Origin of the sequence: Westiellopsis prolifica IICB1, from assembly GCF_004323185.1 — a bacterium.
GTDB classification, from domain to species: domain Bacteria; phylum Cyanobacteriota; class Cyanobacteriia; order Cyanobacteriales; family Nostocaceae; genus Pelatocladus; species Pelatocladus prolificus_A.
In genome coordinates this window covers 1,537,112-1,561,878 of the sequence record NZ_NAPS01000002.1, presented here as the reverse complement: position 1 = coordinate 1,561,878, position 24,767 = coordinate 1,537,112, and the positions used below count along the sequence as shown (strand labels likewise).

At 40.7% G+C, this 24,767-nt stretch carries 20 protein-coding genes, 2 tRNA genes and 1 pseudogene; 12 read left to right on the top strand and 11 right to left on the bottom strand.

Annotated elements, in window-relative coordinates; translation table 11 throughout:
- The first annotated feature begins 120 nt into the window (after positions 1 to 120).
- From B4U84_RS21040 to B4U84_RS21030, 3 genes are all read left to right on the top strand, one after another.
- Positions 121 to 1,140, top strand: coding sequence for an ABC transporter ATP-binding protein (locus B4U84_RS21040; RefSeq protein WP_131120461.1), 1,020 nt, complete (start codon positions 121 to 123; stop codon positions 1,138 to 1,140).
- An 82-nt stretch (positions 1,141 to 1,222) separates the two neighbouring features.
- Positions 1,223 to 2,119, top strand: coding sequence for an ABC transporter permease (locus tag B4U84_RS21035; protein WP_044452628.1), 897 nt, complete (start codon positions 1,223 to 1,225; stop codon positions 2,117 to 2,119).
- 465 nt (positions 2,120 to 2,584) lie between these two features.
- On the top strand, positions 2,585 to 2,845 hold the full coding sequence (locus B4U84_RS21030) for a hypothetical protein (RefSeq protein ID WP_017311108.1): 261 nt from the start codon (positions 2,585 to 2,587) through the stop codon (positions 2,843 to 2,845).
- Positions 2,846 to 2,856: 11 nt separating this feature from the next.
- Here B4U84_RS21030 and B4U84_RS21025 read toward each other — a convergent pair whose 3' ends face one another.
- A complete protein-coding gene (locus tag B4U84_RS21025; RefSeq protein WP_131120460.1) occupies positions 2,857 to 4,140 on the bottom strand; it encodes an FGGY-family carbohydrate kinase in 1,284 nt (427 codons plus the stop codon).
- Between the two features lie 155 nt (positions 4,141 to 4,295).
- Between B4U84_RS21025 and psaM the strand changes: the two genes are divergently transcribed.
- Both psaM and B4U84_RS21015 read left to right on the top strand, forming a co-directional pair.
- A complete protein-coding gene (psaM, locus tag B4U84_RS21020) occupies positions 4,296 to 4,385 on the top strand; it encodes a photosystem I reaction center subunit XII (RefSeq protein ID WP_016861912.1) in 90 nt (29 codons plus the stop codon).
- A gap of 392 nt (positions 4,386 to 4,777) precedes the next feature.
- Complete coding sequence (locus tag B4U84_RS21015) at positions 4,778 to 5,188, top strand: slr1601 family putative cell division protein (protein ID WP_017311106.1); 411 nt, start codon at positions 4,778 to 4,780, stop codon at positions 5,186 to 5,188.
- A 346-nt stretch (positions 5,189 to 5,534) separates the two neighbouring features.
- Here the strand turns inward: B4U84_RS21015 and B4U84_RS21010 are convergent, their stop codons facing one another.
- Complete coding sequence (locus tag B4U84_RS21010) at positions 5,535 to 6,248, bottom strand: tetratricopeptide repeat protein (RefSeq protein ID WP_131120459.1); 714 nt, start codon at positions 6,246 to 6,248, stop codon at positions 5,535 to 5,537.
- A 328-nt stretch (positions 6,249 to 6,576) separates the two neighbouring features.
- Here B4U84_RS21010 and B4U84_RS21005 point away from each other — a divergent pair, with 328 nt between their 5' ends.
- On the top strand, positions 6,577 to 7,041 hold the full coding sequence (locus B4U84_RS21005) for a hypothetical protein (protein ID WP_017311104.1): 465 nt from the start codon (positions 6,577 to 6,579) through the stop codon (positions 7,039 to 7,041).
- A gap of 190 nt (positions 7,042 to 7,231) precedes the next feature.
- Entirely contained in the window at positions 7,232 to 7,789 is a 558-nt protein-coding gene (locus B4U84_RS21000; protein ID WP_131120458.1) for a glutathione S-transferase family protein, read from the top strand.
- A 71-nt stretch (positions 7,790 to 7,860) separates the two neighbouring features.
- Here B4U84_RS21000 and B4U84_RS20995 read toward each other — a convergent pair whose 3' ends face one another.
- Complete coding sequence (locus B4U84_RS20995; protein ID WP_131120457.1) at positions 7,861 to 8,352, bottom strand: YajQ family cyclic di-GMP-binding protein; 492 nt, start codon at positions 8,350 to 8,352, stop codon at positions 7,861 to 7,863.
- A gap of 303 nt (positions 8,353 to 8,655) precedes the next feature.
- Here B4U84_RS20995 and B4U84_RS20990 point away from each other — a divergent pair, with 303 nt between their 5' ends.
- Positions 8,656 to 9,672 carry a metal ABC transporter solute-binding protein, Zn/Mn family gene (locus B4U84_RS20990; RefSeq protein WP_131120456.1) on the top strand — a complete coding sequence of 339 codons (1,017 nt, stop codon included), beginning with the start codon at positions 8,656 to 8,658 and terminating at the stop codon, positions 9,670 to 9,672.
- 188 nt (positions 9,673 to 9,860) lie between these two features.
- Here the strand turns inward: B4U84_RS20990 and B4U84_RS20985 are convergent, their stop codons facing one another.
- Together B4U84_RS20985 and B4U84_RS20980 are read right to left on the bottom strand one after the other, a co-directional pair.
- Positions 9,861 to 10,358 (bottom strand): DUF427 domain-containing protein, encoded by a 498-nt coding sequence (locus tag B4U84_RS20985; protein ID WP_131120455.1) that lies wholly within the window; start codon positions 10,356 to 10,358, stop codon positions 9,861 to 9,863.
- 41 nt (positions 10,359 to 10,399) lie between these two features.
- Positions 10,400 to 11,929: a hypothetical protein gene (locus tag B4U84_RS20980; protein WP_131120454.1), complete on the bottom strand. Its 1,530-nt coding sequence runs from the start codon at positions 11,927 to 11,929 to the stop codon at positions 10,400 to 10,402.
- Positions 11,930 to 12,111: 182 nt separating this feature from the next.
- Here B4U84_RS20980 and B4U84_RS20975 point away from each other — a divergent pair.
- A pseudogene (locus B4U84_RS20975) lies at positions 12,112 to 15,564 on the top strand (alpha-mannosidase); the annotation flags it as partial.
- Between the two features lie 346 nt (positions 15,565 to 15,910).
- Here the strand turns inward: B4U84_RS20975 and B4U84_RS20970 are convergent.
- The 5 genes from B4U84_RS20970 to yqeK all read right to left on the bottom strand — a co-directional run bounded on the left by B4U84_RS20970 (position 15,911) and on the right by yqeK (position 18,804).
- Positions 15,911 to 15,987, bottom strand: a tRNA-Met gene (locus tag B4U84_RS20970).
- A gap of 46 nt (positions 15,988 to 16,033) precedes the next feature.
- Entirely contained in the window at positions 16,034 to 16,987 is a 954-nt protein-coding gene (locus tag B4U84_RS20965; RefSeq protein WP_026081940.1) for an asparaginase, read from the bottom strand.
- A gap of 146 nt (positions 16,988 to 17,133) precedes the next feature.
- Complete coding sequence (locus B4U84_RS20960) at positions 17,134 to 17,634, bottom strand: CGLD27 family protein (protein ID WP_131120453.1); 501 nt, start codon at positions 17,632 to 17,634, stop codon at positions 17,134 to 17,136.
- Positions 17,631 to 18,092 (bottom strand): ribosome silencing factor, encoded by a 462-nt coding sequence (rsfS, locus tag B4U84_RS20955; protein WP_017311092.1) that lies wholly within the window; start codon positions 18,090 to 18,092, stop codon positions 17,631 to 17,633. Before rsfS ends, B4U84_RS20960 begins: the two co-directional genes overlap by 4 nt.
- Positions 18,093 to 18,207: 115 nt before the next feature.
- Positions 18,208 to 18,804 carry a bis(5'-nucleosyl)-tetraphosphatase (symmetrical) YqeK gene (yqeK, locus tag B4U84_RS20950; RefSeq protein ID WP_131120452.1) on the bottom strand — a complete coding sequence of 199 codons (597 nt, stop codon included), beginning with the start codon at positions 18,802 to 18,804 and terminating at the stop codon, positions 18,208 to 18,210.
- Positions 18,805 to 19,020: 216 nt separating this feature from the next.
- Here yqeK and B4U84_RS20945 point away from each other — a divergent pair.
- The 3 genes from B4U84_RS20945 (at position 19,021) to B4U84_RS20940 (ending at position 22,940) form a co-directional block, all read left to right on the top strand.
- Positions 19,021 to 19,094, top strand: a tRNA-Val gene (locus B4U84_RS20945).
- 95 nt (positions 19,095 to 19,189) lie between these two features.
- Complete coding sequence (locus tag B4U84_RS30740) at positions 19,190 to 19,339, top strand: hypothetical protein (protein ID WP_165490328.1); 150 nt, start codon at positions 19,190 to 19,192, stop codon at positions 19,337 to 19,339.
- Between the two features lie 130 nt (positions 19,340 to 19,469).
- The gene (locus B4U84_RS20940; RefSeq protein WP_165490327.1) at positions 19,470 to 22,940 is read left to right on the top strand and encodes a HEAT repeat domain-containing protein; all 3,471 of its coding nucleotides are present in this window, start codon (positions 19,470 to 19,472) and stop codon (positions 22,938 to 22,940) included.
- Between the two features lie 265 nt (positions 22,941 to 23,205).
- On the opposite strand, the gene B4U84_RS20935 is transcribed toward B4U84_RS20940, so the two are convergent.
- Positions 23,206 to 24,699 (bottom strand): aminotransferase class I/II-fold pyridoxal phosphate-dependent enzyme, encoded by a 1,494-nt coding sequence (locus B4U84_RS20935; protein WP_131120450.1) that lies wholly within the window; start codon positions 24,697 to 24,699, stop codon positions 23,206 to 23,208.
- Positions 24,700 to 24,767: the final 68 nt, after the last annotated feature.

Below are 24,767 nucleotides of genomic sequence, written 5' to 3'. Positions count from 1 at the left end.
CCCGTTCCGTATTCAATAATGAAAATTAAATATTTTTCTCATCGTTTGTCTTAGCTCCTAACTCTTAAAATAGGAGTAGACACTGTTGAGATTTGTATAGTTATTTAGGGATTACCTGTCATGGCTCCCGCCGTTTTAATTGAAAACCTCAAAAAGCGCTACGGTTCGGTGGTCGCCGTCAATGATGTTTCCTTTCAGGTAGAACCAGGAGAAATTTTTGGTTTACTTGGCCCCAACGGAGCAGGAAAAACCACTACCCTGCGCGCTCTGTGTACTCTCACCACACCAGATGCTGGTAAAATCGAAGTATCTGGTATTTCCGTGATTGATAATCCCAGAGCAACCAGAAAACGTCTCGGTTATGTAGCTCAGGAAGTAGCTATAGATCCCATGTTGACTGGACGTGAACTATTACAACTGCAAGCGGCACTTTATCATTTAAACGCGGCGGTGATCAAACAGCGCGTTGAGATGGTACTAGATTTACTCGGTTTGCAGGAATACGCAGATAAAAAGACTCGTACATACTCTGGTGGTTTACGTAAACGCCTAGATTTGGCAGCTGGGTTAGTACATGCACCAGATGTATTAGTTTTAGATGAGCCAACAGTAGGGTTAGATATAGAAAGCCGTTTTATTGTCTGGGAATTCCTGCGTAAATTACGCGAAGCAGGAACCAGTGTAGTGATCACCAGCCATTATTTAGAAGAAATAGATGCTTTAGCTGATCGCGTCGCGATTATTGACAAAGGCGTAGTCATTGCCAGTGGTACACCATCACAATTAAAAGATCAAGTGGGAGGCGATCGCATCACCCTGCGTATCCGCGAATTTACACCCCCAGAAGAAGCAGAAAAAGCCAAAAATTTACTTGAACCCTTGTCATTTGTACAAGAAGTTATCATCAACAACGCTCAAGGAAATTCTCTCAACTTGGTGGTTACACCACAAAATGATGCTTTGATTACTATCCAGCAATCCCTAAACCATGTTGGACTACCTGTGTTTGGTATTTCTCAATCTCGTCCTAGTTTAGACGATGTTTATCTCGCTGCCACAGGACGCACCCTCATGGATGCAGAACTAGCAGCTTTGGGAAATCGTGACCTCAAAGCAGAGAAAAAGCAGAATATGAGATAAGTTTTGTGGTTTGTTGTTTGTTGTTTTACTAACCACTAACAATTTCCAATCCAAAATCCAAAATCTAAAATCCAAAATTGATATGAGTGGTACTGTTATACCCCCCAAATCAGATATCAAATGGCAGCAAGTGGCTGCACCACAAGTTCACACTGATACAACTCCTAATTTTTTTGGTGAGTTAGTTCAAGAAACTTTAGCTTTGACACGTCGCTTGTTTATTCAACTGCAACGGCGTCCTTCTACCTTACTAGCAGGTATTATTCAACCTGTAATGTGGTTAGTGCTATTTGGCGCTTTATTTCAAAACGCACCTAAAGGAATTTTTGGCAGTACGACAAATTACGCCCAATTTCTCAGTGCTGGTATTATTGTTTTTACTGCCTTTGGTGGAGCGCTAAATGCTGGTTTACCAGTCATGTTTGACCGTGAATTTGGCTTTTTGAATCGGTTGTTAGTAGCTCCTTTAGCATCAAGATATTCAATTGTCTTGGCTTCAGCAATCTTTATCATTAGCCAAAGTTTACTACAAGCAGCCGTGATTGTGGCAGCCGCAGGATTTCTAGGTGCAGGAGTACCAGATATTGCTGGTTTGGCTACTATTGCTGTAATTGTCTTTCTCCTCGCTTTGGGTGTAACAGCTCTGAGTTTAGGTTTAGCTTTTACCCTAACCGGACACATTGAACTAATAGCAGTAATTTTTGTTGCCAACCTACCGCTATTATTTGCTAGTACTGCTCTGGCTCCATTATCATTTATGCCCCACTGGTTGCAAATTATTGCTACCCTGAATCCTCTGAGCTATGCTATTGAACCAATTCGTTATCTTTATACCCATCAAGATTGGGGTTTAAGTAGCGTAGTGATGCACGCTTTTTGGGGTGACGTTACCTTTGGTAGCGCTTTAACTGTATTGTTGGGTTTTGCTCTCGTCGCTTTGCTGGTTATTCAACCCAGATTACGCCGGACTCTTGCTTAATTAGAAAGCGGAAAGGTAAAAGCAAAGGTCTGATAGATTCGGTAGTGGCGTATGAGAAGGCAGAAGGAAGAAGGCACTTATGCTGAAGGGAACCCCATAAATAAATTTAGGGGTTTCTAACAAGGACGCCTTGTATCTTGTGCTACGCATCTTGATACAAATCTTATTATCTTTTCCACGAATAAATTCGGGGGCTTGAAACCAAATGGCAGAATGAAGAGGACTGAATTTTTTGGTATAAATTTTTTCTTAAACCTTCTGCCTTCTGCCCTCAGCATAAGTGCCTTTCTTCGGTCAAGGCTAAAATAGTGCATTAATAAACCGCAGAGGCGCAGAGAACACAGAGATAGAATCAGAGATTTATTGCAACATTTTAGTCTAGACACGCCAGTAGGGTGTGTTATTTCGTTAACGCACCTGTTTCGTTACAATTGGTAGAAAAATTTGAACTTAGGGGATGGGAAGATGAGAGTTTGGCTCGTTTGCTTTGTAGTGTTGTTTGCGATCGCACAATTATTTGACTGGGTAAAAGGATTGCAATTACCGCTACCCATTTATATTTTGGGTGGAGCATTTTTAGCAGTTGCATCCAACTATGACAAACTGTTTGGTACATATCTTCCTGATGTAACTGATGCCAGTATGGAAGCGTCAGTGGAACAAGTCCAGTTGGATTCTCAACTTGAAGCTAGTGGTTCGATGATTTCTCCTGCAAGTGAAGATTAGTGAAAATTACTTCATTCTCTCATTCCTCGCATTGCCAGTAAAGCTGTTCCATACGCCGCCTCTGTATTTACAGAACGCAGCATTGGAACTTGTAAATACCGTCCTCTAATTGCTGTCCAAGTGTTATTGGCTGCACCACCACCAGCAGTATAAACACGAATTAACTTATCTGCTCCCAATTGTTGCAATAACTCATATCCGTGTGCCTCGATTCGGGCAATACTTTCTAATAACCCATGGAGAAATTCCACTGGATGATCTGGACGTGGTTCTAATCGTGGTTGTAAGTTAGGGTCGTTAATCGGAAAGCGATCGCCTGGTTTCAACAAGGGATAATAATCTAAAGTACTTGCTTTACTAGCATCAATTTCCTGGCTAAGATTTTCTAATTCGGTGTTAGTAAAAAATTGCCGCAGCACAGCACCACCAGTATTAGAAGCGCCCCCAGTTAGCCATAAATCCTCTTTTGTCTCTCCCTTTTTTAAGGAAGGAAATCTATGGCTGTAAATACCATATCTGGAATCTTCTACGCGGGTACAGCTTAAAAGTTTTAGCACCAATGTAGAACCAAGAGAAGTTACCGCTTCCCCTGGTAACTCTGCACCACTGGCGAGAAATGCTGCAATACTATCTGTCGTACCAGCACACACCAAGCAATTTTTGGGGAAATTGTACTTAGCAGTAATATCTGGATGTAACTCACCAATCGGACTACCAGGAGTTACTACTTTTGGTAGATGAATAGAAATTTGCAGTTTATCTAGCCATTGTGGATATTGCAAAGCTTCTACGTCATAACCCAGTTTTAAAGCGTTATGGTAATCGCTAATACCTAATTGTCCATGCAACAGAAATGCTAGCCAATCTGCCTGATGTAGAAAATATTTAGCTTGCGCGAAAAAAGCTTGCTGTGACATCCACAAAAGTTTAGCAAGGCTTGAAGTTGCGCTTAAAACAGTATGATTTGGGGGTGCTGCACTCTTTAACTTATCCATGACTACACCACCTCGTCCATCGTTGTATAACAAAGGCGCATCTACAGGATTACCCCTAGCATCACATAATAAGACAGTCGAAGAAGTGCCATTGATGGCGATCGCCTGAATTTCTCGTCGCCATTCCCCAGAAATTTGCTCTAGCAGGCTAAATAAAGCCGTCTGCCAAATATTTGCTAAATCAACGTTAGGGGACATCTCAAACGGGTAACGTACCTGTTGCTGCACAATCCCTACTTGATCAATCACCACACCTCGTGCGCCAGATGTCCCAAAGTCAATACCCAGATAAAATGCCATATTTATATAAATTTTTTAGAAAAACTTGACTCTCAACCCTTGATCATTGACTAATTTGTTTCATCTTGTAACAACCTATTCCCCAATCTTGGCAAAACAAGGAAAAGTAGTAAACGAACTGATCAAATTTTGTTGAGATTAGGAGGTTTGAAACCATGACTGATACTCAAGTCTACATCGCTCTGGTTGTGGCACTGCTCCCAGGATTTCTGGCTTGGCGGTTAGCAACAGAACTTTACAAATAAACGATTGAGTTAACCAAAACAAGTCGGAATTGGCGGTTGGCAATTCGGAATGAATGATTATTCCGAATTCCGCCCTCCTAATTCCGAATTGTTGTATAGTTTGCACAACCAAAAGCCCATGTTGGGGATGCCAAATTCGATTACGTGTTTTCAAATTCGATATAAAAGCCAATCAACCTGACTATACGGAGTGCATTTGCTGAAAACTTGCGGTTTAGTACCGTTTAGACTTAATCTGCAAATACGTACGTACGTCAGGTTTATTTTTAACTAGCTGCACACGTGTAGCAATTTCCAAAAAATGAAGTAATATGACAGCTAAATAAGGCCGTAAACAGGGCTGGAGCATTGTTTACAGCATCAATTTCATCAGCGAGGTTCTTTTACATACTATGAATGCGATTCAACCGTCCAGACCCCCGCTACAACCAACACCAAAACGTCAAGTTGTTCCTCGACCAAAACGCCATCTGCGCCAACGTTCTTACCAAGTGATGGCCTTGGAAACAACAGCAAAGATCGGGGTGAATATTGTAATTTCAGCAGCAGCCGTATCTGCATTGATACAACTTCTGCCATATCACTGGTCACGGCAAGCCAAGTTACAAGAAATTAGCACAGAAGTCAGGCAATTGGAAGCACGAGTCAACAGCTTGAATACAGAGTTTAGCCGTAACTTTGATCCGCGCCAAGCTAAAAGCATTATGCAAGAGCAAGGATACCGCTTTGACCCCAATCAGCGTCAAATCATGCTTATTAAGCCGAAAGCGGTAGAAGTTGAACAAGTAGAATCTTCTCCTTAAGTGGAGTTGTGACTTGAAATTTAGATTCTTTAGGTTTATTACTAATAACCTGTGTATAAATATCTGGTATATCAAAAAACAGTTAACAGCTAATAGTTAATAGCTAATTTTTCTGTATTAGAAGCTATCTAGTTATCATCTATTAGCTATTAGCTTTTCTATCCCTACCGTTTAGATGCAGTCAGCGGTAAAATAAGTTTTCGGCTCAAAGCTTAAATCCATGAAAATGCGTTAAAAACTTAACTAGTCGGTTTTGAACCGACTTTAGCTTTAAGCCCAAATTTTAATTTAGGGCTAGATGCTTTTCTACAGTTTTTCTGACTATTCACTGTTCACTGATAACTGTTCACTGAGTTTCGGTTAACTCATTAAACCAGTTTTCAACTTGTAAACGCAAGCGCCAACCGGGGATTTCCTCCTCGGTGTTCCCAGAGGGTAGTAAAAGTAAAGCACGACGATAATCAGCGATCGCACAATTCCAGTCGCCCCAAAGATGATAAGTTCGACCGCGTTCTGCGAAAATACGACTTTCTAGTTGATCGAACAGCAGTGCTACCTCAAAATTATCAATCGCCTCTTCGTATTGTCCCAAATCGCGCAAAGTAATACCTCTATTCAACCATGCTCGAACATAACTAGGATTCAAGTCTAGGGCCTGATCATAGTCAGCGATCGCAGCTACTAATTCCCCACGAGCAGCATAGTAATTAGCTCGATTATTATAAGCGCTAACCAATTTCGGATTGAGCTGCAAAGCCGTATTGTAATCGCAAAAAGCTTTTTGGCTTTCACCGCATTGAAAATAAATTAATCCGCGGTTGTTGTAATCAATCGCATTTTGGGGGTGACGGTTGATTAATTGACTCAACAGTGCGATCGCTTCACAATAGTCTCCTTGTTGGGCTGACTTCAAAGCACAAGAGCGTAAGTAGCCGTCACCGCAAGCAGATTCGCCGCTACCGTTATTTTCTCGTTGCTGAAGATTATTGGTAGTTTTTAACACGTTTGTGTATCTGTGATTTTGCTGTTCACCAGATGCTAAAAATGAGTGGCTGTTCATATCTTCCTGCCTGAGCTGCTGGCTCTGTGAATCAACTTATAATTTTTGCAGTGGTTGTGGTTCTGCCCCTGTGTCACTTACTAAGGTGTCTATGAGTACATATATAAACACCATATATGAATATTACCCACCAATACACGATGAGTAACTTCATATTTAAATTAAGCCTTGAATTTAAGAGTAGATACTTCATCCTCAAGTTCAATTCCAGAAAACAGCAAATATTAATCCAGCAGACTAGTCAAGTGGCAGGAGCAACAACTTGCTAGAATGCCAACAAATCCTTCAGATTTTTTAATTGAATCTATTGTTTTGCAAACAATTTCTTATGCCAACAGCAACTTCTTATCCTAATGCACCTGATCTCACAACCGAGGATTACATCGTCATCGGTTTAGCTACCTGTTTTGTCAAAGAAGACGGAGAAGTTCATCAAGTCGAAGTCATCGAACCTATTCCCTCAGCCGCTTTAGAAGCCCTTGTCAAAGGAATTCCCACTTCCTACAAACTTGCTTATGCCACAACTTTAGGAAATATTGTGGATGGTGATACACTACAAAAACCAACTAATTTTCCCCAAACAGCTCAGTTTAGTGATGAATTTTTGCAACGCACTATTGCAGCTGCTCGCACCTACAAGCGCAAGGAAAATGCAAAATCCTTGATTCCCATCGGCACTACCTACACAGATTTTCAATATTCTACCGAACGCAAACGCGTACTGAACGCAGCTCGAGTTGTCACCAAAGAAGACAACGTCAAACAGCACTCTCACACTCATAAGATTCTTTGATGGGGATCGGGGAGCGGGGAGCGGGGAGCGGGGGACAAGGGGGACAAGGGAGAATTATTTAACAAGTCTCTTTCCAATACCTAATGACACTTGACACTTGACACTTGACACTTGACCCTTGACCTTTGACCCTTGACCCTTGACATTTGACCCTTGACACTTGACACTTGACCAAAAATTAACATCATCTATGCTTAAACTTTACGGTGGCGCTCGTAGTCGCGCTTCAATTGTTCAATGGTATCTTGAGGAGTTAGGGCTTCCCTACGAATATGTCATGCTAGACATGCAGGCTGGAGAACATCGTCAACCAACATATTTAGCAATTAACCCAATGGGGAAAGTACCAGCAATTACTGATGGTGATTTGCAACTGTGGGAATCGGGAGCAATATTACTTTATCTAGATGAAAAGTATGGTAAAACCCAGCACTCTCCAGAAGAAAGGGCAAAAATTGCCCAGTGGATATTGTTTAGTAATTCCACCTTGGCTACAGGGATATTTGTAGAAGCTAATCGTGAACGAGAAATGCCTCGTTTAATGGCTCCCCTGAATGACATTCTCCAACGTCAACTATTTTTATTGGGTGGTGGGTTTACAGTTGCTGATGTTGCAGTGGGTTCTATCTTAGCTTATATTCCAATGATGCTTAAGCTAGACCTCAGTTCTTATCCAGGTGTGTTCACCTACATGAAACGGCTGTCTGAACGTCCTGCTTTTCAAGCAAGTATCGGTTCTCGGAAATAAATATAATCTCTAGTTGGTTGTTGGTTGTTGGTTGATTTTCCTCACAACTAACAACTAACAACTAACTAAATTTACCGATAATTGGTAAATTGCAAAGCCACAGGAAAGTCTTCTTGTTTTAAACGTTGAATGACGGTTTGCAATTCATCTTTACTTTTAGCGCTGACACGCACAGCATCACCTTGTATTGAAGCTTGCACCTTTTTAAATTCATCACGAATTAACTTAGAAATTTGCTTGGCAATTTCTTGAGTGATACCTTTTTTGAGTTTGATTTCTTGACGAACACGGTTTCCACTAGCTGATTCAACTTTACCAAAATCAAAGATTTTTTGAGAAAGATTACGCTTGGCAGCCTTTTCTCGCAAGATATTATGTACAGATTCTAAGGTGAACTCACTATCGGTGTTGATGATGATACTTTCTTCACTCAATTCTATTGTTGTTTGAGTATCTTTGAGGTCGTAACGGCTTTTAATGTCTCGTGCAGTTTGATCAACAGCGTTAACCAACTCTTGTCTGTCAAAATCACTTACTGTATCAAAGGAATATGTAGAAGCCATAGGAACAATGTAATTCTAGATGGTTGGTGGTTTGTAGTTGATGGTTGGTAGTTCGTTGTCAATAATTTTTCCATAGTACGCTTTACTCGGCTACCTACGGTAACAACAACCAACAAAAATAACTAATTGTAGCTCTGATTATAGTTATTTCCATTTTCCAAAATCTAAAATCCAAAATTGTTTGACTATTATTTGTAGTGGGAAACAGCTGTTTGTCCTGACGACAAGACTGTATATTATTTAAGCTAATTACTTGAAAGATCCCATTTCAGAACAGCTATGATTAACTGCCAATCATAATTTATGTTAAAAAAAATACTATTACCTCAATCTCTACGTATGATCTGTTTTGCCTTCACTATTGCACTTTTTGGGTGTAATTCTGTGAGTAATTTGTTTAATTCCCCTGCTACAACCACTGAATCTTCAGGTGAATCAAACAAGAATCTACCTAAAGTTGTTGCGACTAATAGTGTCATTTGTGACTTAGTAAAACAGATAGCTGAAAATACAGTTAATCTGACTTGCTTAATTTCTCCTGGTGTCGCTCCTAATCGCTATCAACCAAAACTAAGCGATCGCCAAGCCATAGAACAAGCAAAAATAGTTTTTTTTAATGGATATAACTTTGAACCAACAAGTTTATTCAAATTAATCAGAACCAGTAAAAACGGCGCAGCTAAAATAGCAGTTGCTCAACGTGCAGTTCCCAAACCATTGCAGTATAGAAAAAATGGCAAGTTAGTATCCAATCCTTATGTTTGGCATCATCCGAAAAATGGTATCAAGATGGCAGAGGTCATTAGCACTAACTTAAGTAAAGCCGTACCAGAAAATGCTTCATTATATGGAAAAAATACACAAAAAGTTAAAAAACAATTAAACCAGTTAGATGTATGGATTAAGTTACGTATTGATAGTATTCCTGCTACAAACCGTAAATTGATTGCAACTAATGATGGTGCGATGATTTATTATACAAAAGCCTATAATCTTCAATCTATAAGCGCTTTGGAAAGAATTAATAATGTTAAACCTACACCTGTAAGAATTAAAGCGGTAGTTCGAGAAATCAGAAGAGCAACAGTACCAACAATTTTTGTAGACAGCACAACTAACTCTAATGTTATTAATAAAGTTGCCAAACAAGCACAAGTACAAGTTGCAGAAAGGCAACTTTTGGCAGAAAATTTGGGTAACCCAGGTAAATATGGAGATACTTACCAAAAAATGTTAACTGCTAATACTCGGACGATTGTTGAAGGTTTAGGAGGGACATATTTAATATTTGAACCGCAAGTTTTAGCTCATAAAAATTGAGTTATATAATATCACTTCATGAATGATACAAATACATAATTAGGGGTATATAGTTGTACGCCCCTATAGCAAATTTGACAGACATTTCAGAATGATGTAGAGACGTGAAATTACCCTGCGGGAACGCTAAAAGCGAACGCGTCTCTACGCATAATCAATTTCACCAAATGTCTAATATTTATTATTTCTCACCATCCCCAACTACCAGGAATACCTTTGAAAGGCCCAACAATATCACTCGTAATCCAGCCACCATAAAAATTACCTGGTTGTGGCTGTACTTTTTCACCATCTACATAACAAGCATCCATAAATTGAGCGTAAAAACCTACATGATTTTCCAGGGATGCAAAACCAGGTGTAGGATTTGGATAAAACCAAGCAGCATTTTCTACTTCTTTATCGCCGACACGAATTGTGTAGTAACCAGCACTTCCTTTCCACTCACAAAATCCAGATTTTGGTGATTGGATTAAATATTCCATTTTGATATCTTCTGGAGGGATGTAGTAAGAAGGTGGATGACTAGTTTCTAAGACACGCTTGGCGTTGCGAGTGTCAGCAATAGTCACACCATTAAATATTATTTGGATATGCTTATTTGTTTCCTCAAGGCGAGGAGGACGGGGATAATCCCAGACTGATTCTTGTCCAGGGGTAGGTTCAATGGGTTGAGGTTTAAACATTTTATTTGTTGTTAGTTGTTGTTCATGAATATTTAACTAATTTATTTTCCACGCCACAGACGCTGTAATAATTTAAATAATCTCACAATCGTTTTTTCTAGCCACAACATCATGCTATCTAACCATGCGAGAATTTGTTCTAATGGATGTTTATCATAACCAATGATTTTGGCTTTTGCTTCGATCCAGTCTGGTTTTGCTTCTACTTCTGTGGTTTGTTGGCGTTGCGGTTGAGAAATAGCAAATATTGTTTGTGCTGCAATAGAGATTTTTTGAGAGGTTATTTGTGTTTGAGTAGAAGTTAGATTATTTGCTTGACTGTGCTTTTGTACTAATCTTCCTTTAGGTTGTAATGTGAAACTTTGCAGGCGATAAATCAAGCTTTGCAAAGGATTATTTGCTGTTTGACTGTTAGGAAGGACTGAGTTTGAAATTGCAGAATTGCTAACTAAATGATTTTTTTGATTTAAATGTTCAGGAGATTTACCTATAACTTGAATATCACCAAAGACATCACTTTCACTCAACCACAAATCTACTAATTCATTACTTTGCATTTTGGCAGTTTTCAGTAATTTCTGAGATTGATGAAGTTGTTTTTTGTGATGATTGATGAGTAAATCTGGAGAAATTGGATTCTTAGATTTAGTCTGTTCTAACTTTTTACTCTGGCGTTCTCCAAAAAAGAAGTTGATTGCTCCCCAAATCAAAGTTTGAATTTGTGAGGTTGGATTTTGGGAATGATCAAGAGTGGCTGTTGTTTGTTGACTAGTTGCTATTTGCTCTTTTCCATAAATAAATATTTGCAGCTGAGTTTGCAAGATTTGGATGAGTTCGCGGCTATTATGAGAAATTGGGTCTAAAGCATTGGACTCTAACTTAGCAATAGTTGCATCTAATAAAGCTAGCGATCGCGTGGTATTTAGTAAAGATAATTCTTCTGTATTTTGGTTTGTATTCCCAGATGGTAGTGCTGGTGTTGTGTTTTTGTGATGACTACCAGTTAACTTTGTCAGTAAGCGATTGATTTCAGCAATTGGATTTGTTGTTTCTTCTTGAACTTGAGTTAAGCGCCATTGACGCCAATAATTAGCAATTTCTGTAATAATTCGCTCTTCTAGCTTTTGTTGTTGCTGGGGCGTTAATATATTTAAAATTTCATTTTCTAATGTAACAAGTATCAGTTGGCGATCGCACAATTGTGAGGCGATTCCCTGAATTTTAGGTGATATCTTGACTCTTGATATAATTTGCAGACTCTCCACAACTTCTAGCAGCTGCTGAATGGGAATATCAGGTGCTGGCGGTGTTTCGGGTTGGAAATCGGTATAATTTGCCTGTAATTGTGGATTTGGTGTTTGCTGTTTAGTAGCGTGTAGTTGTTTCCCAGCTGATTCCCGCGCTTTTTGAAGTAGTGTAAATACGGAATAACTTAGTGCTTCTAAAGACCAATTAGCAGCAACTTGTAGATGACGAAAGGTGCGCCCTACTCCTTCACTCCAACGTCGAGATTGTTTGTGAACGAAGTTAAAAAGTCTGCTTTGATAGCGTTCAGAGGAAGCAGAAGACATGGTAGTGAATTTAGTTGTTAGTTGTTTAGATAGAGACGCGATGAATCGCGTCTGTACAATTAGTGGGTAGATGCGAGGAACATCGTGTCTGTACAATTAGTAATTGAACGATACATCTTTAATAGTACAGAGCAAGCAGATTTATCTGTGGAGCCAATCCAAAATCCAAAATCCAAAATCGAATGACTTCTCCTGTATCGCCATCCAATACCAAAATTATCTCAGCTGCAATTGAGAAATTGCGCTCTTTTTGTCAAGAAAATATTCTCTCAAATTGGCGCTGTTTTGCAGGTGATTTGGCTGTGACTGATGTGAGTGCATCTTCCTTGTCTGAGTGGACGCCTGTTGAGATTAATTCTAAGGGAAATATTGCTTGGGCTGGGGGAGAAAAAGTTTTATGGTTAGCACAGAAGTTGGTGATTCCCCAAGATTTGCAGGGTTATGTACTCCAAGGTTTGTCTTTGCGGCTGGCGTTGGTTTGGTGGGCTAATTCTGCGAAAATTTATGTAAATGGGGAGTTGGTGGGTGAAGGAGATTTGTTTGATTGTTCGCCTCGAATTTTAGTTAGTCAAGCGGTGACCCCAGGGGAAGAGTTTTTTATAACTATACGTTTGCTGAGTCCGGGACATTGTGATGGTGCGTTGGTGCGATCGCTTTTAGTTTATGAATCAACTGATGAGCAATGTCAAGATCCTGGTTTTGTGGCTGATGAGTTGGCGGTGACGCAGTGTTTTTTGACAAAGTTTGCGCCTGAAAGGTTGGATAGTTTGGCGGTAGTGGTGGATGAGGTGATGAACCGCCAAGACGCCAAGAACGCCAAGAATTTGAAAAGTTCTTTGTTTTCTTTAAGAGAAAAGTTGATTCAATCCAAAATCCAAAATCCAAAATCCAAAATTTATTTGTTGGGTCATGCTCATTTGGATATGGCTTGGCTATGGCGGGTGAGTGAAACTTGGGAAGCGGCGCAGAGTACTTTTGAGTCAGTTTTAAGGTTACAGTCAGATTTTCCGGAGTTAGTTTTTTGTCATTCGACGCCAGCTTTGTATGCTTGGGTGGAGGAAAATCGCCCGGATTTATTTAGGGCGATTCAAGAAAAGGTTGCGGCGGGATTTTGGGAAATTGTCGGTGGTTTTTGGGTGGAACCAGAATTAAATTTAATTGCTGGTGAATCGATTGTGCGGCAATTATTGTATGGTCAGCGCTATGTGCAAGCAAAGTTTGGTAAGCTGGCGAGTATAGTTTGGGTTCCTGATACTTTTGGGTTTTGTGCGACTTTGCCACAGTTTATGCAGCAGTCTGGAATTGAGTATTTTGTGACGCAAAAGTTGCGGTGGAATGATACGACAAAGTTTCCTTACGGTGCTTTTTGGTGGTGTTCTCCTGATGGTAGCGAAATCCTGAGTTTGATGTCCGCGCCTGTGGGTGAAGGTATCGACCCTGTGAAAATGGCTGATTATGCGATTGAATGGCAAACTCAAACTGGATTTACGGACTCGCTTTGGCTTCCCGGTGTCGGCGACCACGGCGGCGGTCCCACCCGTGATATGTTAGAAGTTGCCCAACGCTGGCAAAAATCCCCCCTATTTCCCCAGTTAGAATTTACGACTGCTGAAAAGTACCTCCAGCAACTGCAATCAACGATTAATTCTCAAACATCAACCACTCTCCCCACCTGGAATGATGAACTCTACCTGGAATTCCATCGTGGTTGTTATACTACCCACGGCGATCAAAAACGTTGGAATCGTCGTTGTGAGAATTTGTTGTATCAAGCAGAATTGTTTGCTGCGATCGCCACTCTCAAATGTGGGATAAATTATCCAAAGGCGGAATTGGAAGCAGCTTGGAAGCGAGTTTTGTTTAACCAGTTTCACGACATTTTGCCTGGTTCCTCGATTACTGAAGTCTACGAGGATGCTTTAGTTGAGTGGCAAGAAGTGGAAAAGGTCGGTACGGAGATATTAGAAGAGTCCTTGCGAGCGATCGCATCTCAAATTTCTTTCCCAACACCGCCACAACCGGATAGTTTACCTGTGGTTGTCTTCAATTCCCTAAATTGGCAGCGTTCTGAGGTTGTGAGCGTTGATTTACCCTCTACCACCGCACCCAATCAGGAATGGCAGATTTACGATCATTGTGGAAACCAAATCGTTTTCCAGTTGGGCGAAGCTTCCACACTGCTGTTTTTAGCTAGGGATATTCCACCTGTAGGCTACCGTGTTTTTTGGCTGTGTCTTTGTCAATCCAAAAATGCACATAACATAACCCAGTCTGAAGATACCAAATTAAGCTTGCAAAAGCAAGAACAAATTTCGCCAGAAAGATTGACTTTAGAAAATGAATTTTTGCGAGTAATTATTGATGAACAAACTGGTAATTTAGCGAGTGTTTTTGACAAGGTTAATCATAGAGAAGTTCTCAATCAAGCAGGCGGAAATCTATTACAAGCTTTTCAAGATAGTGGTCAATATTGGGATGCATGGAATATTGATCCCAATTATGCCCAGCATCCTCTACCACCAGCTACTCTGAAATCTATCCAATGGCTAGAACAAGGGTTAGTACAATACCGCCTACGTGTGGTACAGCAACTTGGTCAATCAGAGTTTTGCTGTGATTACATTCTGCCAACAGGCTCATCTGTACTGAAAATTGCCATGAAAGTAAATTGGCAAGAAGAGCATGTATTAGTGAAAGCAGCCTTTCCTCTTAATATTGAAGCAGACTTTGCTACCTACGAAATTCCCTGTGGTGCAATTGCTCGCCCTACCAAACCCGAAACTCCAGCAGAACAAGCAAAATGGGAAGTTCCCGCTCTGCGTTGGGCAGATTTGACAGCAGAAGGGGGAGACATGGGGGACATTGGAGACAAGGGGGAGAGGGGAGACAAGGAGGAGAGGGGAGACAAGGAGGAGAGGAGGGACATGGGGGAGAGGGGAGACATGGGGGACAAGGGAGAACTTCTCACAAATCCCCGATCCCCGTTCGCGAAGCGTCTCCTCTGGAGAATCCCCGATCCCCGTTCGCGAAGCGTCTCCTCTGGAGAATCCCCGATCCCCGTTCGCGAAGCGTCTCCTCTGGAGAATCCCCGATCCCCGATCCCCTATCCCTACGGCATCAGTTTGCTGAATGATTGTAAGTATGGTTATGATGCTCAATCAAATCAATTACGGCTAACACTTTTAAGAAGTCCCAATTGGCCTGATCCTCAAGCTGATAGAGGTATACATGAATTCACCTATGCTTTGTATCCCCATGCTGGTGATTGGAAATCAGCCCATACAGTCCGACGGGGGTATGAATTAAATGTACCTTTGCAAGTAATAGTGTGTCCCGCGAATCCTCCCCTTTTGGTGAATGGAGATGAACTAGAAGCAAGTTTCCTAGATTTATCAGCAGAAAATTTAATCTTAATGGCATTTAAACAAGCAGAAGATGATTCGCAAAAGTGGATTTTGCGTTGTTATGAATGTCACGGAGAAACAGCCGAGTTGTCTTTGCAGAATAATTTGGGGCTGATTTTGGAGGAATCTGTGGATTTGTTGGAGCGTTCTTTGTCCACTTCAGAATTCTCAGCCACAGCTATTGAGCAAAAATTCACTATCAAACCTTGGAAAATAATTAATTTGAAATTGGTGTCAGAGTTTTGTCTCGGTGCGCGAAATCATTTTTTGATGCACCGAAATCATTTTTTGATGCACCGAAATCATTTTTTGATGCGCCGAAATCATTTCTGGATGCGCCGAAATCATTTCTGGGTTCGCCGAAATCATTTCTGGGTTCGCCGAAATCATTTCTGGGTTCGCCGAAATCATTGATACAAATGATTAGTTTCTAATTCTTTCCCCCTGCACCCTGCACCCTTGCAGCCCATTTGTATCAACATAAAAGTGAACGGTATTAAGTGGGGTCAATCCAAAATCCATAGACGCCCATAAACTAAAACCCCTACAATCTATAAGAATTGCAGGGGTTTAGATTTGGTGGCGGGAAGTGGATTTGAACCACTGACCTTCGGGTTATGAGCCCGACGAGCTACCAGGCTGCTCTATCCCGCGTCGCTTTGTCTTCCCTAATATAACACTATATTTGAAAAATGTGCAACTACAAAAAAGATAATTCTCCAATTACTTCTAAACGCTTGTATTTACCGAGGTTCATAAATTTTTCTGATAAGGCTTGGGCAACACTAGGACTAATCCACCCCATCTGTTGCAGCAAGTGAATTGCAGCAGCATATTTTGCTCGCTTGGCTCCATCTATGACTTTAATTGCTAGTCCCATGCCTTCACCAAGTCTACTAATGCATTGCACTCCTTCAGCACCAGATTTACTTACTAGTTCTCCTGGAGTTAGACGCATCAGTTCTGTGTCAAATTCTCCGTCTCCTGCTACCATTGCGGGGTGGTGAGTCATGGCTCGGACTATCCGCTCCATATCTAAATTACTGCGACAAGCTAGTTGAGCATATAAGTATCCCATTTGTGCGAGTTGCATGAGATAGGTAGGAGCGCCACAGTCATCATGAGCGCTAATAAATTCTTCCGCTGGCATTTTTAGCAATTCTGCTACTTTGGTAATAATTAACTGCTGTACAGGGTGTTTACGCTGCAAGTAGTTGTTCATTGACCAATTGCATTGCTGACACACAGCTAACATTCCGGCGTGTTTACCAGAGCAGTTATATTCTAAAGGGCTACGCTTGCCTTCGGGAGTTGGACACTGTAAAGCCGATGGATCAATATCAGCCCGCCAGAGAATATTAAATACTTGCCTAACTTGCTGAATTGTGCCTTTATGGGAACTAATGATTATTGCTAAGTCGCGATCGCTCAAATCATAACGTTCTAATGTCCCTGTTGTAGTGACAGCTAGAGCCTGAAATGGTTTGAGGGCTGAACGGACAAAAGTGGCGGTTTCAGCATTCCCAGCAACCGACAGCACTCGTCCCCGTTCGTCGCATACGACAGCTTGGACTATATGCTTTGATTCTATAATGCCTTCGCGCAGTAATCTAACTTCTAATGTGGCAGCTTGGGTTCGTTTTCCCATTGTCATGGGTTGTTATCTATGGTGATTTTGTTATAAGTCATTAGACGCGATAAATCGCGTCTGTACAATTGTCATTGGTCATTAGTCATTAGTCATTAGTCATTGGCAATTTACTTTGGACAGATGACAAAGGACAAATGACAAATGACTATTTAAACTAACTGCCAAACTATCGTACCAACAACGAAGGACACAGCCAAGCCAGCAAAGGTAATTTGTAACCGTTTGATGATAGGTTTAATTTCATAGCTGACTATCAAGCGATCGCGGTTTAATATTTCCAGTGGTTTTGTCCAGGTTTGACCGTCGTACCATCCCGATTCTTCATAAAAAATGATTGGACTAGCAAGGCGATCGCGTACATAAGACCAGCCCAAGTATAAGCGTAGCAGTGCCAGTATTACACCGACACTTCCTCCCGCTGCACCACAAAGAATAAATTGAATTGTGTACTTGTGTGGAGTAAAGCTTGCTGCTGCTATTGGCGCTGCTACTAGCCAAGACAATCCCCAAATCCAAGCTATTTTTGTGATGTAGTCACGCCAGTTTAAGGTGCAATCACTAAATAACCAAGAAGATTTTAACTCTTCATACTCGTTGAGTGGTTGTTGATCACTAGGAACCGGGCAGTTGGAGATTGAAGATTTGATCATGTTGATTTACCCCCACCATGGTCGGATGTTGGAAACTCGACACGTTCTGCATGACCCCAAAATGCTTCTAAATTATAAAACTCACGCTCTTTTGGCATCATAATATGGACAATTACATCGCCGTAATCTAGTACTACCCAACTTCCTTCGGATTTCCCTTCTATTCGTAAGGGAGATCTTTGCCATTCTTGTTGTACTTGGTCTTCGACCGCCTGGGCGATCGCTCTGACCTGTACTCTGGAATAGCCCGTCATAAATGCAAAGTAGTCTGCTAGATAAGATACATCTGTGACTTTAAGTACTAAAATGTCACCTGCTTTCCGGTCTGATGCTGCTTCAGCAATGGTGGTGACTACATTTGTACTGCTATCGTTGCTATCAATTCGTGTAGCCCCTGCTACACCTTTTTTAACAGTAAGTGATTGGAATGGAAAGTTGGCTTGGAAATAATCAGACATTAAACCTCAGCTGCTTCCTTGTGTCTTGATAATTTTTACAACTACTGACAAATGATCATTTAATTGCAACTGTACACGAGCTGGTTTTTTTGAATACTAACAAAAAAACGGAAGTCTATACAGTTGTTGACAGAATTGCTTGTTTAGTTCTTGACTTTTGCATAAACCAATTACGGGTGGCGATCGCCCGCGGATGAATTAAACTAGGGCTTTCCAGTAAAAATTTAAAAGTGTAATCACAGGTTAGCCAAACAGCCCGTTCGAGATTTTCAAAACTTGTTTTTCTTAAAGCTTGTAATTGAGCAGAGTCACCCCGCCCTGGTTCCAGAGTATCTGCTAAAAATACGATACAAGATAGTTGACCCATGCCTGGTCTACCCAAAGTGTGATTGGCGATCGCTTGTAATATTTCTTCATCTTGTACACTAAAAGTGTCTTTGGCAACGATCGCACTCACATCTGCATGTAACAGATGGGGTGATGCTGCTAAAACCTCGTCTATTTCCAATCCTGCAACTTCTGCCATCTCCAAAAGTTTTTGAGGTTGAAAATATTTTGCCAAATCATGCATTAGCCCAGCCGTGGCAGCTTTTTCTCGATCCAGATGATAATTTTCAGCTAACTCCACAGCCATTTTTTCTACCCTGAGAATGTGGTTCATCCGGGAATTTGGAACATTCTCAGCTAACCAGGCTAAGACTTTTTGGCGCATAATCACTTGATACCCAACTAAAAGATTGTGGCAATTCAAATAAAAGTATTTCAATAGATAGTTTTATTGTAACGAATTGCGTCAGTCCTCAGTTTCAAAACAGGATTTATCCGCCTTTTTGCATCCTGGGAAGAATTATCGCTCAGAAATCACTTGAGTAAATTATTTGTAAAACTTGCTTTGAGTAAAAAATTTATGTTATAGTCACAAAAGTGCGGACGTATAGCTCAGTTGGTTAGAGCGCTACGTTGACATCGTAGAGGTCACTGGTTCGAATCCAGTTACGTCCATTTTACTTTATACAGCGACTAATCATCTGTCGTCGGTGACAAATTAGCTGAAACAGCAATTCATTTCATCGCCTATCCAATGGGGATGTTGGCAAGTGTCAACAGCAAAGAGCTTTGACGCTAATAGGTTGCAAAGCTGCAAACACTGGATTCTGGCAATTCAGCATCGCGATCGCACTGTATCGGATAGCCCGCCTATCATAGATAAGAATATTGTAATTTTACTCTCAGATGATCGCCTCTAACGAGTTTCAACACTATCTGCAAAGCATCTGTTCGTTTTGTGACTACACAAAATGGTGGACACATAGTGCTTTAACTGATACAGAGCGCGAACAGTCAGATCCGTTTGACTTTGATCTACAGGTAAAGGAGTTGAAACCTCAGCAAAGTAGAGGGACTTCATCTGAAAACCCTTCTAATCCAACTTCCCCACTACCTGTAATCGAAGCACTTCATCAATATGTTGCTGACACAAAACATGTCTTGTTGGTTGGACGACCAGGAGCAGGAAAAACAAAAACGCTGATTCGATACTTGCTAAAACAGGCGAAAAAAGCATTAACAGATGAGTCAGCCAAAATTCCTGTTCTGATTGAGTTAAAAACTTATAAAATCTCCACAGATAATGAATCGGGTATTCTGCATCTAATTAAGCAAGAGTTTGAAGAAAGTTGGGATTTGTCTCTGACACTTACAGATTTGAAGCAGTACCTGTTTACAGATCGGCGTTTCATCCTGTTAATAGATGGCTTGAACGAATTGACTTCCAAGGAAGCAATCGCTGATCTAAATAGATTTCGGGATAGATGTCATAAAAGGCAAATTCCCATCGTCTTGACGACGCGAGGTTTAGGCTATCGGGATTTGGACGTTGAAACAAAACTGGAAATTCAACCTATCTCACCCGCAGATAGACGGCGATTTCTTGAGGAACGAGTATCAGCAGGCGATCGACAAAAATTACAAGCATGGCTTAATCGCGCACAGCAAGCAGATTACACTCCTTTTGTAATGTGGATGCTGGCTGAAATCTGTCAGAAAGTCAATTCATCCTCTCAATTAGAAAGCTTTAGTTTAGGAGAAGCTTTTCGCGAATTTGTCCGACTTTACCAAGACAAACTCTACCAACAAGGACGGTTATCGGATGAGGAATGCGAGAAATGTTCTTCTAAACTGGAGGATCTAGCATCCGAAATGCTAACAGATGAAAGACCCGAAAATTTTGTTATTTCCAGAACAACTGCAATCGAAATTTTAGGGTCAGAAGCATTATTGAATAATTTAATTCGACATCATCTCGTTGTAGAGCGTCGGGGTAAAAGTAATATTGAATTTTGTCACCAATTACTTCAGGAGTATTATGTGGCAGAATCGCTTCGTCGTAAACTGTCTGATTTTCTGAAATATGAGAACAGTGACAAGAGATTTCAACATCATTATTTGAATTACCTAAAATGGACAGAACCAATTGCTATCATGCTTGGGCTACCGGAGATAACTGAAACCCAGGCGAAAAAATTAATAGAGTTAGCGCTGGATGTGGATTTGATGTTAGGGGCGCGACTCGCAGGAGAGGTGAAGCCCCAATTTCAGGAGCAAACTGTTGGATTAGTGAGTGCAGCTAATTTATCCAATAAAGCACAAGTTTCAGATTGGCTGAGAGTTGAGCTTTTGGGAAGGACGCGCTCTAAATTAGTGCTACCACAGTTACAACAATTCCTGAAAAACCCAAATCTAGATATTGCTCGAAAAGCTCTTGCTTGGATAAGTTTTCTGGGATATCGAGAAGCGATACCGGCATTGCTTCAGATGCTATCGGAGCTAGACAGATGGATTCCTGAAGAAAACGGCTCTAGGATTTTATCTGAAAGGACAATGTCATTAGAAGTAGAAATTATTGAGGCATTAGGAAGGCTTTCTCAAGAAGATGCCGTCTTAAAACTACGTAATTTTTTTCGTGAACCTCCAAGTTTTAGCAACTTTTTTAATCAACCTATAATCAGCGATTTCTTGGCAAAGTTTGATCCAGAATTTAGTGTAGAAGAGTCATTAGAAATTTTAGAAACCAGCAAAGATCCAAATCGCATTATTCAGGTCTCAGAATTACTATTTAAGCTAAGGAACTCAGATGCTCCGTCTAAATTGATTCAGAGATTAAACTGTGAGCAAGACTCAGAAATTCATAAAGCTATTATCGATGCTTTAGGATTATTTGATACAGATGAGGCAGTATCAGCTTTAACGAATCTGATAAAAAGCCCGGATTTATCTATTCGGGAGGAGGCTGCAAAAACTCTAATACAATACGAGCGAGTAAACGCCATAGATAATCTAATTTCTCACTTGGACAATCTAGATAGGGATATTAGATGGTGTGCTGCTGTTGTTCTGGGCAAGCTTCGCAGTAGTGCAGCTATTCCAATTTTGTCAGAAGGATTGTCAGATGAACATCATCGAAGTATCCGAAAAACTGCGGCTGAAGTTCTCGGCATGATCGAGAATGATAAAGTAATCCCTACACTGCGATCGTCACTCCAAGATCCAGATTACGCTGTTCGCAGAAGCGCTGCAATTTCACTAGCTTATTTTAATTGTCAAGAAGCGATTCCAGAACTCCTCAAAGCATTACGGCGCTATTATCCTTCAGATGACTCCTGTGCAAGTATTGAAATACCTTTAAATTTGGACGAGCATAGGAAATTTATTATTCGTGGAATGACTCATGAGTTACTAACATCGCTTGGTGATAATGAGGCTATTGGACAATGGATTTTTGAACATAGCATCATAGACATTCGAGAGCAGGTAGCCGATGCATTAGGACACTTCAATACTGAGGAAGTTATTAACGAGCTGTTTGAGTCATTACACAAAGGTGTAAAAGCAGTGGCTGTTCCATTAGGAAAACTTGGAAAACAAGAAGTAGTACCAGAGTTAATTGAATTACTGCAAGATTCTAGCAAAATATCGTCTAGCAATAAGGTTATCGATACTCTCGTTTTCCTCGCTTCTCTAGATAATTTGTCGATATTTTTACCATTGCTCTCAATCCTGAAAAATATTAATGACTATAAGCATACAGATTTGTATTTCTCTAACAGAGTAGCAATAGTCCTGACAAAAATTGCACACGAAGCAATGGCTGGCTACCTACCTGAATTAGTCACACTACTTTCAACTGAAGCAGGAGAGCAATCATCTTGGGTAATTGCTGCTATTCAGTCGCGCTGTCAATTTTACAACTATGAAATTTATCAGCAAGCCGATGAGGCAGAGAATTTAGGATTTGAAAATAATTTCATCAAAATTTTTTATAAAGACATAGATAAAGTAATCTATCAAATTCAAGAAAACCCAGAACTACGCCAGAAGGACACAGAAGATCGATTGACTATAGAGATCGTGAATCTATTGTGTAATTTAGGGTATGATGCATCACATGAACCGAAAATTGGTGGTCATGTTGACCTTGCTGTTAGGACAAGCGATTTTGTGTGGCTTGGAGAAGCCAAAAAATATAGGGACAACAATTATTTATGGGAAGGGTTCCAACAACTCACTACAAGATACTCAAGCGGTGATTCTAATCAAGCAAATGGTGGTTTATTAATTTATATCTCTGATGAAGATGCAAGCTCAATTATGGAAAAGTGGCAAAATTATTTACTTAAAAAAAATTTGCCAAATTATAGTGTCATACCTTGCAAAATGAGAAGCCTAGCTTTTATCTCAACTCATAGACATCAAAGATCAGGTCAGCCCTTTCATGTCAGACATATCCCAGTCATGCTTCATTTTGATCCCAAAGACAAAAGTGGACGACGTAGAAAAGAATTACCTTAAGGGTATAAAAGAAGGGTTAAAGAGTTTTATCTTCGACCTGCATTGCTAATGCATCGACCTGCATTGCTAATGCATCGACCTGAATTGTTAATGTATCGGCTTACATTGTTAATGTATCAGCTTACATTGCTAATGTATCGGCTTACATTGTTAATGTATCGGCTTACATTGTTAATGTATCGCCTTACATTGCTAATGCATCGACCTGGAAAAATTAACTCATCCTTTCTTTTACTTGGTTCTTCAATTTTGTTGAAATACTTGCTCAAAATTTAGCCTTGACAACCGTAATTGTACTGAAGCTACTATCCGCGCAACCGCTAATAAATCCGCCCATTGCCTGAATTTGTTGCAAATATTCCAACGCAGGTTGAGTAATCACTTCTCCCGGCATCAACACAGGAATACCAGGAGGATAAGGACAGACGATTTCAGCACAAATACGTCCAGTAGTTTCTAGGATTGGTAATGCTTCTGTCGCAGCAAAAAAAGCTTCACGAGGCGATATACGCACAGAATTTCCCATACTAAAAATATCATCCCATATTTTCTCCCCCTCTCCTTTATAGGAGAGGGGGCTAGGGGGTGAGGTCATCTTGGTAAGTTGAGTAAAAGCTTGCACTAACTGCTCGATATCTTCTTGAGTATTACCCAAACTGATAATAAAAGTGAGATGTTGCAAAGAAGCAAATTCTGCTGTCACACCTAGCTGTTGGTCGAGAATCTCTTCGGCGGTAAACCCTGTCAAACCTAAATCAGAAACAGTCACAGTTAAACGTGTTGGGTCGAGGGCGATAAAACCAAATGACCCCACCTCGCTTGCGGGGAGGGGGTTCAATACAGATAATCCGGGAATTTTTGCAATTCTAGTTCTCGCCTCCTCGGCAAGTTGCAATGTGCGAGACATTAACTCTTTACCATACAGCGCTATTTGCTGACGGGCTGCATCTAATGAAGCTAAAAGTAAATAACTGGGACTGGTAGATTGTACTAACTGCAAAGCTTTGTTGAGGCGATCGCGATCTATTCTTTCACCTTGGATATGCAGCATTGACGCTTGAGTCATCGCACCCAATGTTTTATGAATCGATTGTACAGATAAATCAGCACCTGCTTTTAAAGCCGGGGTGGGTAGTTGGGGATGAAAAGCAAAGTGGGCGCCGTGAGCTTCGTCTACCAGTAAAGGGATATTGTATTGGTGGGTAATTTGTGCGATCGCCTTTACATCTCCACACACCCCGTAGTATGTAGGATAAACCATGATCACGGCTTTGGCGTCGGGATGTTGTGCGAGTGCTGCTGCTACTGTGCTGGGAGTGATACTATGAGCAATATCTAAAATGGGGTCGTATTCTGGATTGACAAAAATTGGTATAGCACCAGAGAGAATTAATCCTGCGATTACTGAAGAATGAACATTGCGCGGCAGTATAATTTTATCGCCAATGCCGCAGGTAGCCAGAATTGCTGCTTCGATTCCACAAGTAGAACCATTGACAAGAAACCATGTTTGTGATGCACCAAATGCTTCTGCTGCTAATTCTTGTGCTTGTTGGATCACCCCTGCTGGTGCAAACAAATTATCCAACTCTGTTAATTCTGGTAAATCGTTGCGAAATACAGTTTGACCAAAAATATGAGCTATTTTCTGAGAAATTCCTACACCTCGTTTATGTCCTGGGGTGTAAAAAGGTGTGTGTGGACGTTCAGCACACCTTTTTAAGGTGTCTAATAAAGGTGTTTGATTTTGATTGAGCATTTATCAGGTAAAATTAGTTTTTTGTGGTTTCTGTTAGATGTAGCCAGATAGGAAGATGTCAGTAATGA

Bases quoted from the DNA above. Each gene is read 5' to 3' on its own strand.
- B4U84_RS21040 (WP_131120461.1), top strand. From the start codon at position 121: ATGGCTCCCGCCGTTTTAATTGAAAACCTCAAAAAGCGCTACGGTTCG.
- B4U84_RS21035 (WP_044452628.1), top strand. From the start codon at position 1,223: ATGAGTGGTACTGTTATACCCCCCAAATCAGATATCAAATGGCAGCAA.
- B4U84_RS21030 (WP_017311108.1), top strand. From the start codon at position 2,585: ATGAGAGTTTGGCTCGTTTGCTTTGTAGTGTTGTTTGCGATCGCACAA.
- B4U84_RS21025 (WP_131120460.1), bottom strand. From the start codon at position 4,140: ATGGCATTTTATCTGGGTATTGACTTTGGGACATCTGGCGCACGAGGT.
- psaM (WP_016861912.1), top strand. From the start codon at position 4,296: ATGACTGATACTCAAGTCTACATCGCTCTGGTTGTGGCACTGCTCCCA.
- B4U84_RS21015 (WP_017311106.1), top strand. From the start codon at position 4,778: ATGAATGCGATTCAACCGTCCAGACCCCCGCTACAACCAACACCAAAA.
- B4U84_RS21010 (WP_131120459.1), bottom strand. From the start codon at position 6,248: ATGAACAGCCACTCATTTTTAGCATCTGGTGAACAGCAAAATCACAGA.
- B4U84_RS21005 (WP_017311104.1), top strand. From the start codon at position 6,577: ATGCCAACAGCAACTTCTTATCCTAATGCACCTGATCTCACAACCGAG.
- B4U84_RS21000 (WP_131120458.1), top strand. From the start codon at position 7,232: ATGCTTAAACTTTACGGTGGCGCTCGTAGTCGCGCTTCAATTGTTCAA.
- B4U84_RS20995 (WP_131120457.1), bottom strand. From the start codon at position 8,352: ATGGCTTCTACATATTCCTTTGATACAGTAAGTGATTTTGACAGACAA.
- B4U84_RS20990 (WP_131120456.1), top strand. From the start codon at position 8,656: ATGTTAAAAAAAATACTATTACCTCAATCTCTACGTATGATCTGTTTT.
- B4U84_RS20985 (WP_131120455.1), bottom strand. From the start codon at position 10,358: ATGTTTAAACCTCAACCCATTGAACCTACCCCTGGACAAGAATCAGTC.
- B4U84_RS20980 (WP_131120454.1), bottom strand. From the start codon at position 11,929: ATGTCTTCTGCTTCCTCTGAACGCTATCAAAGCAGACTTTTTAACTTC.
- B4U84_RS20965 (WP_026081940.1), bottom strand. From the start codon at position 16,987: ATGACAATGGGAAAACGAACCCAAGCTGCCACATTAGAAGTTAGATTA.
- B4U84_RS20960 (WP_131120453.1), bottom strand. From the start codon at position 17,634: ATGATCAAATCTTCAATCTCCAACTGCCCGGTTCCTAGTGATCAACAA.
- rsfS (WP_017311092.1), bottom strand. From the start codon at position 18,092: ATGTCTGATTATTTCCAAGCCAACTTTCCATTCCAATCACTTACTGTT.
- yqeK (WP_131120452.1), bottom strand. From the start codon at position 18,804: ATGCGCCAAAAAGTCTTAGCCTGGTTAGCTGAGAATGTTCCAAATTCC.
- B4U84_RS20935 (WP_131120450.1), bottom strand. From the start codon at position 24,699: ATGCTCAATCAAAATCAAACACCTTTATTAGACACCTTAAAAAGGTGT.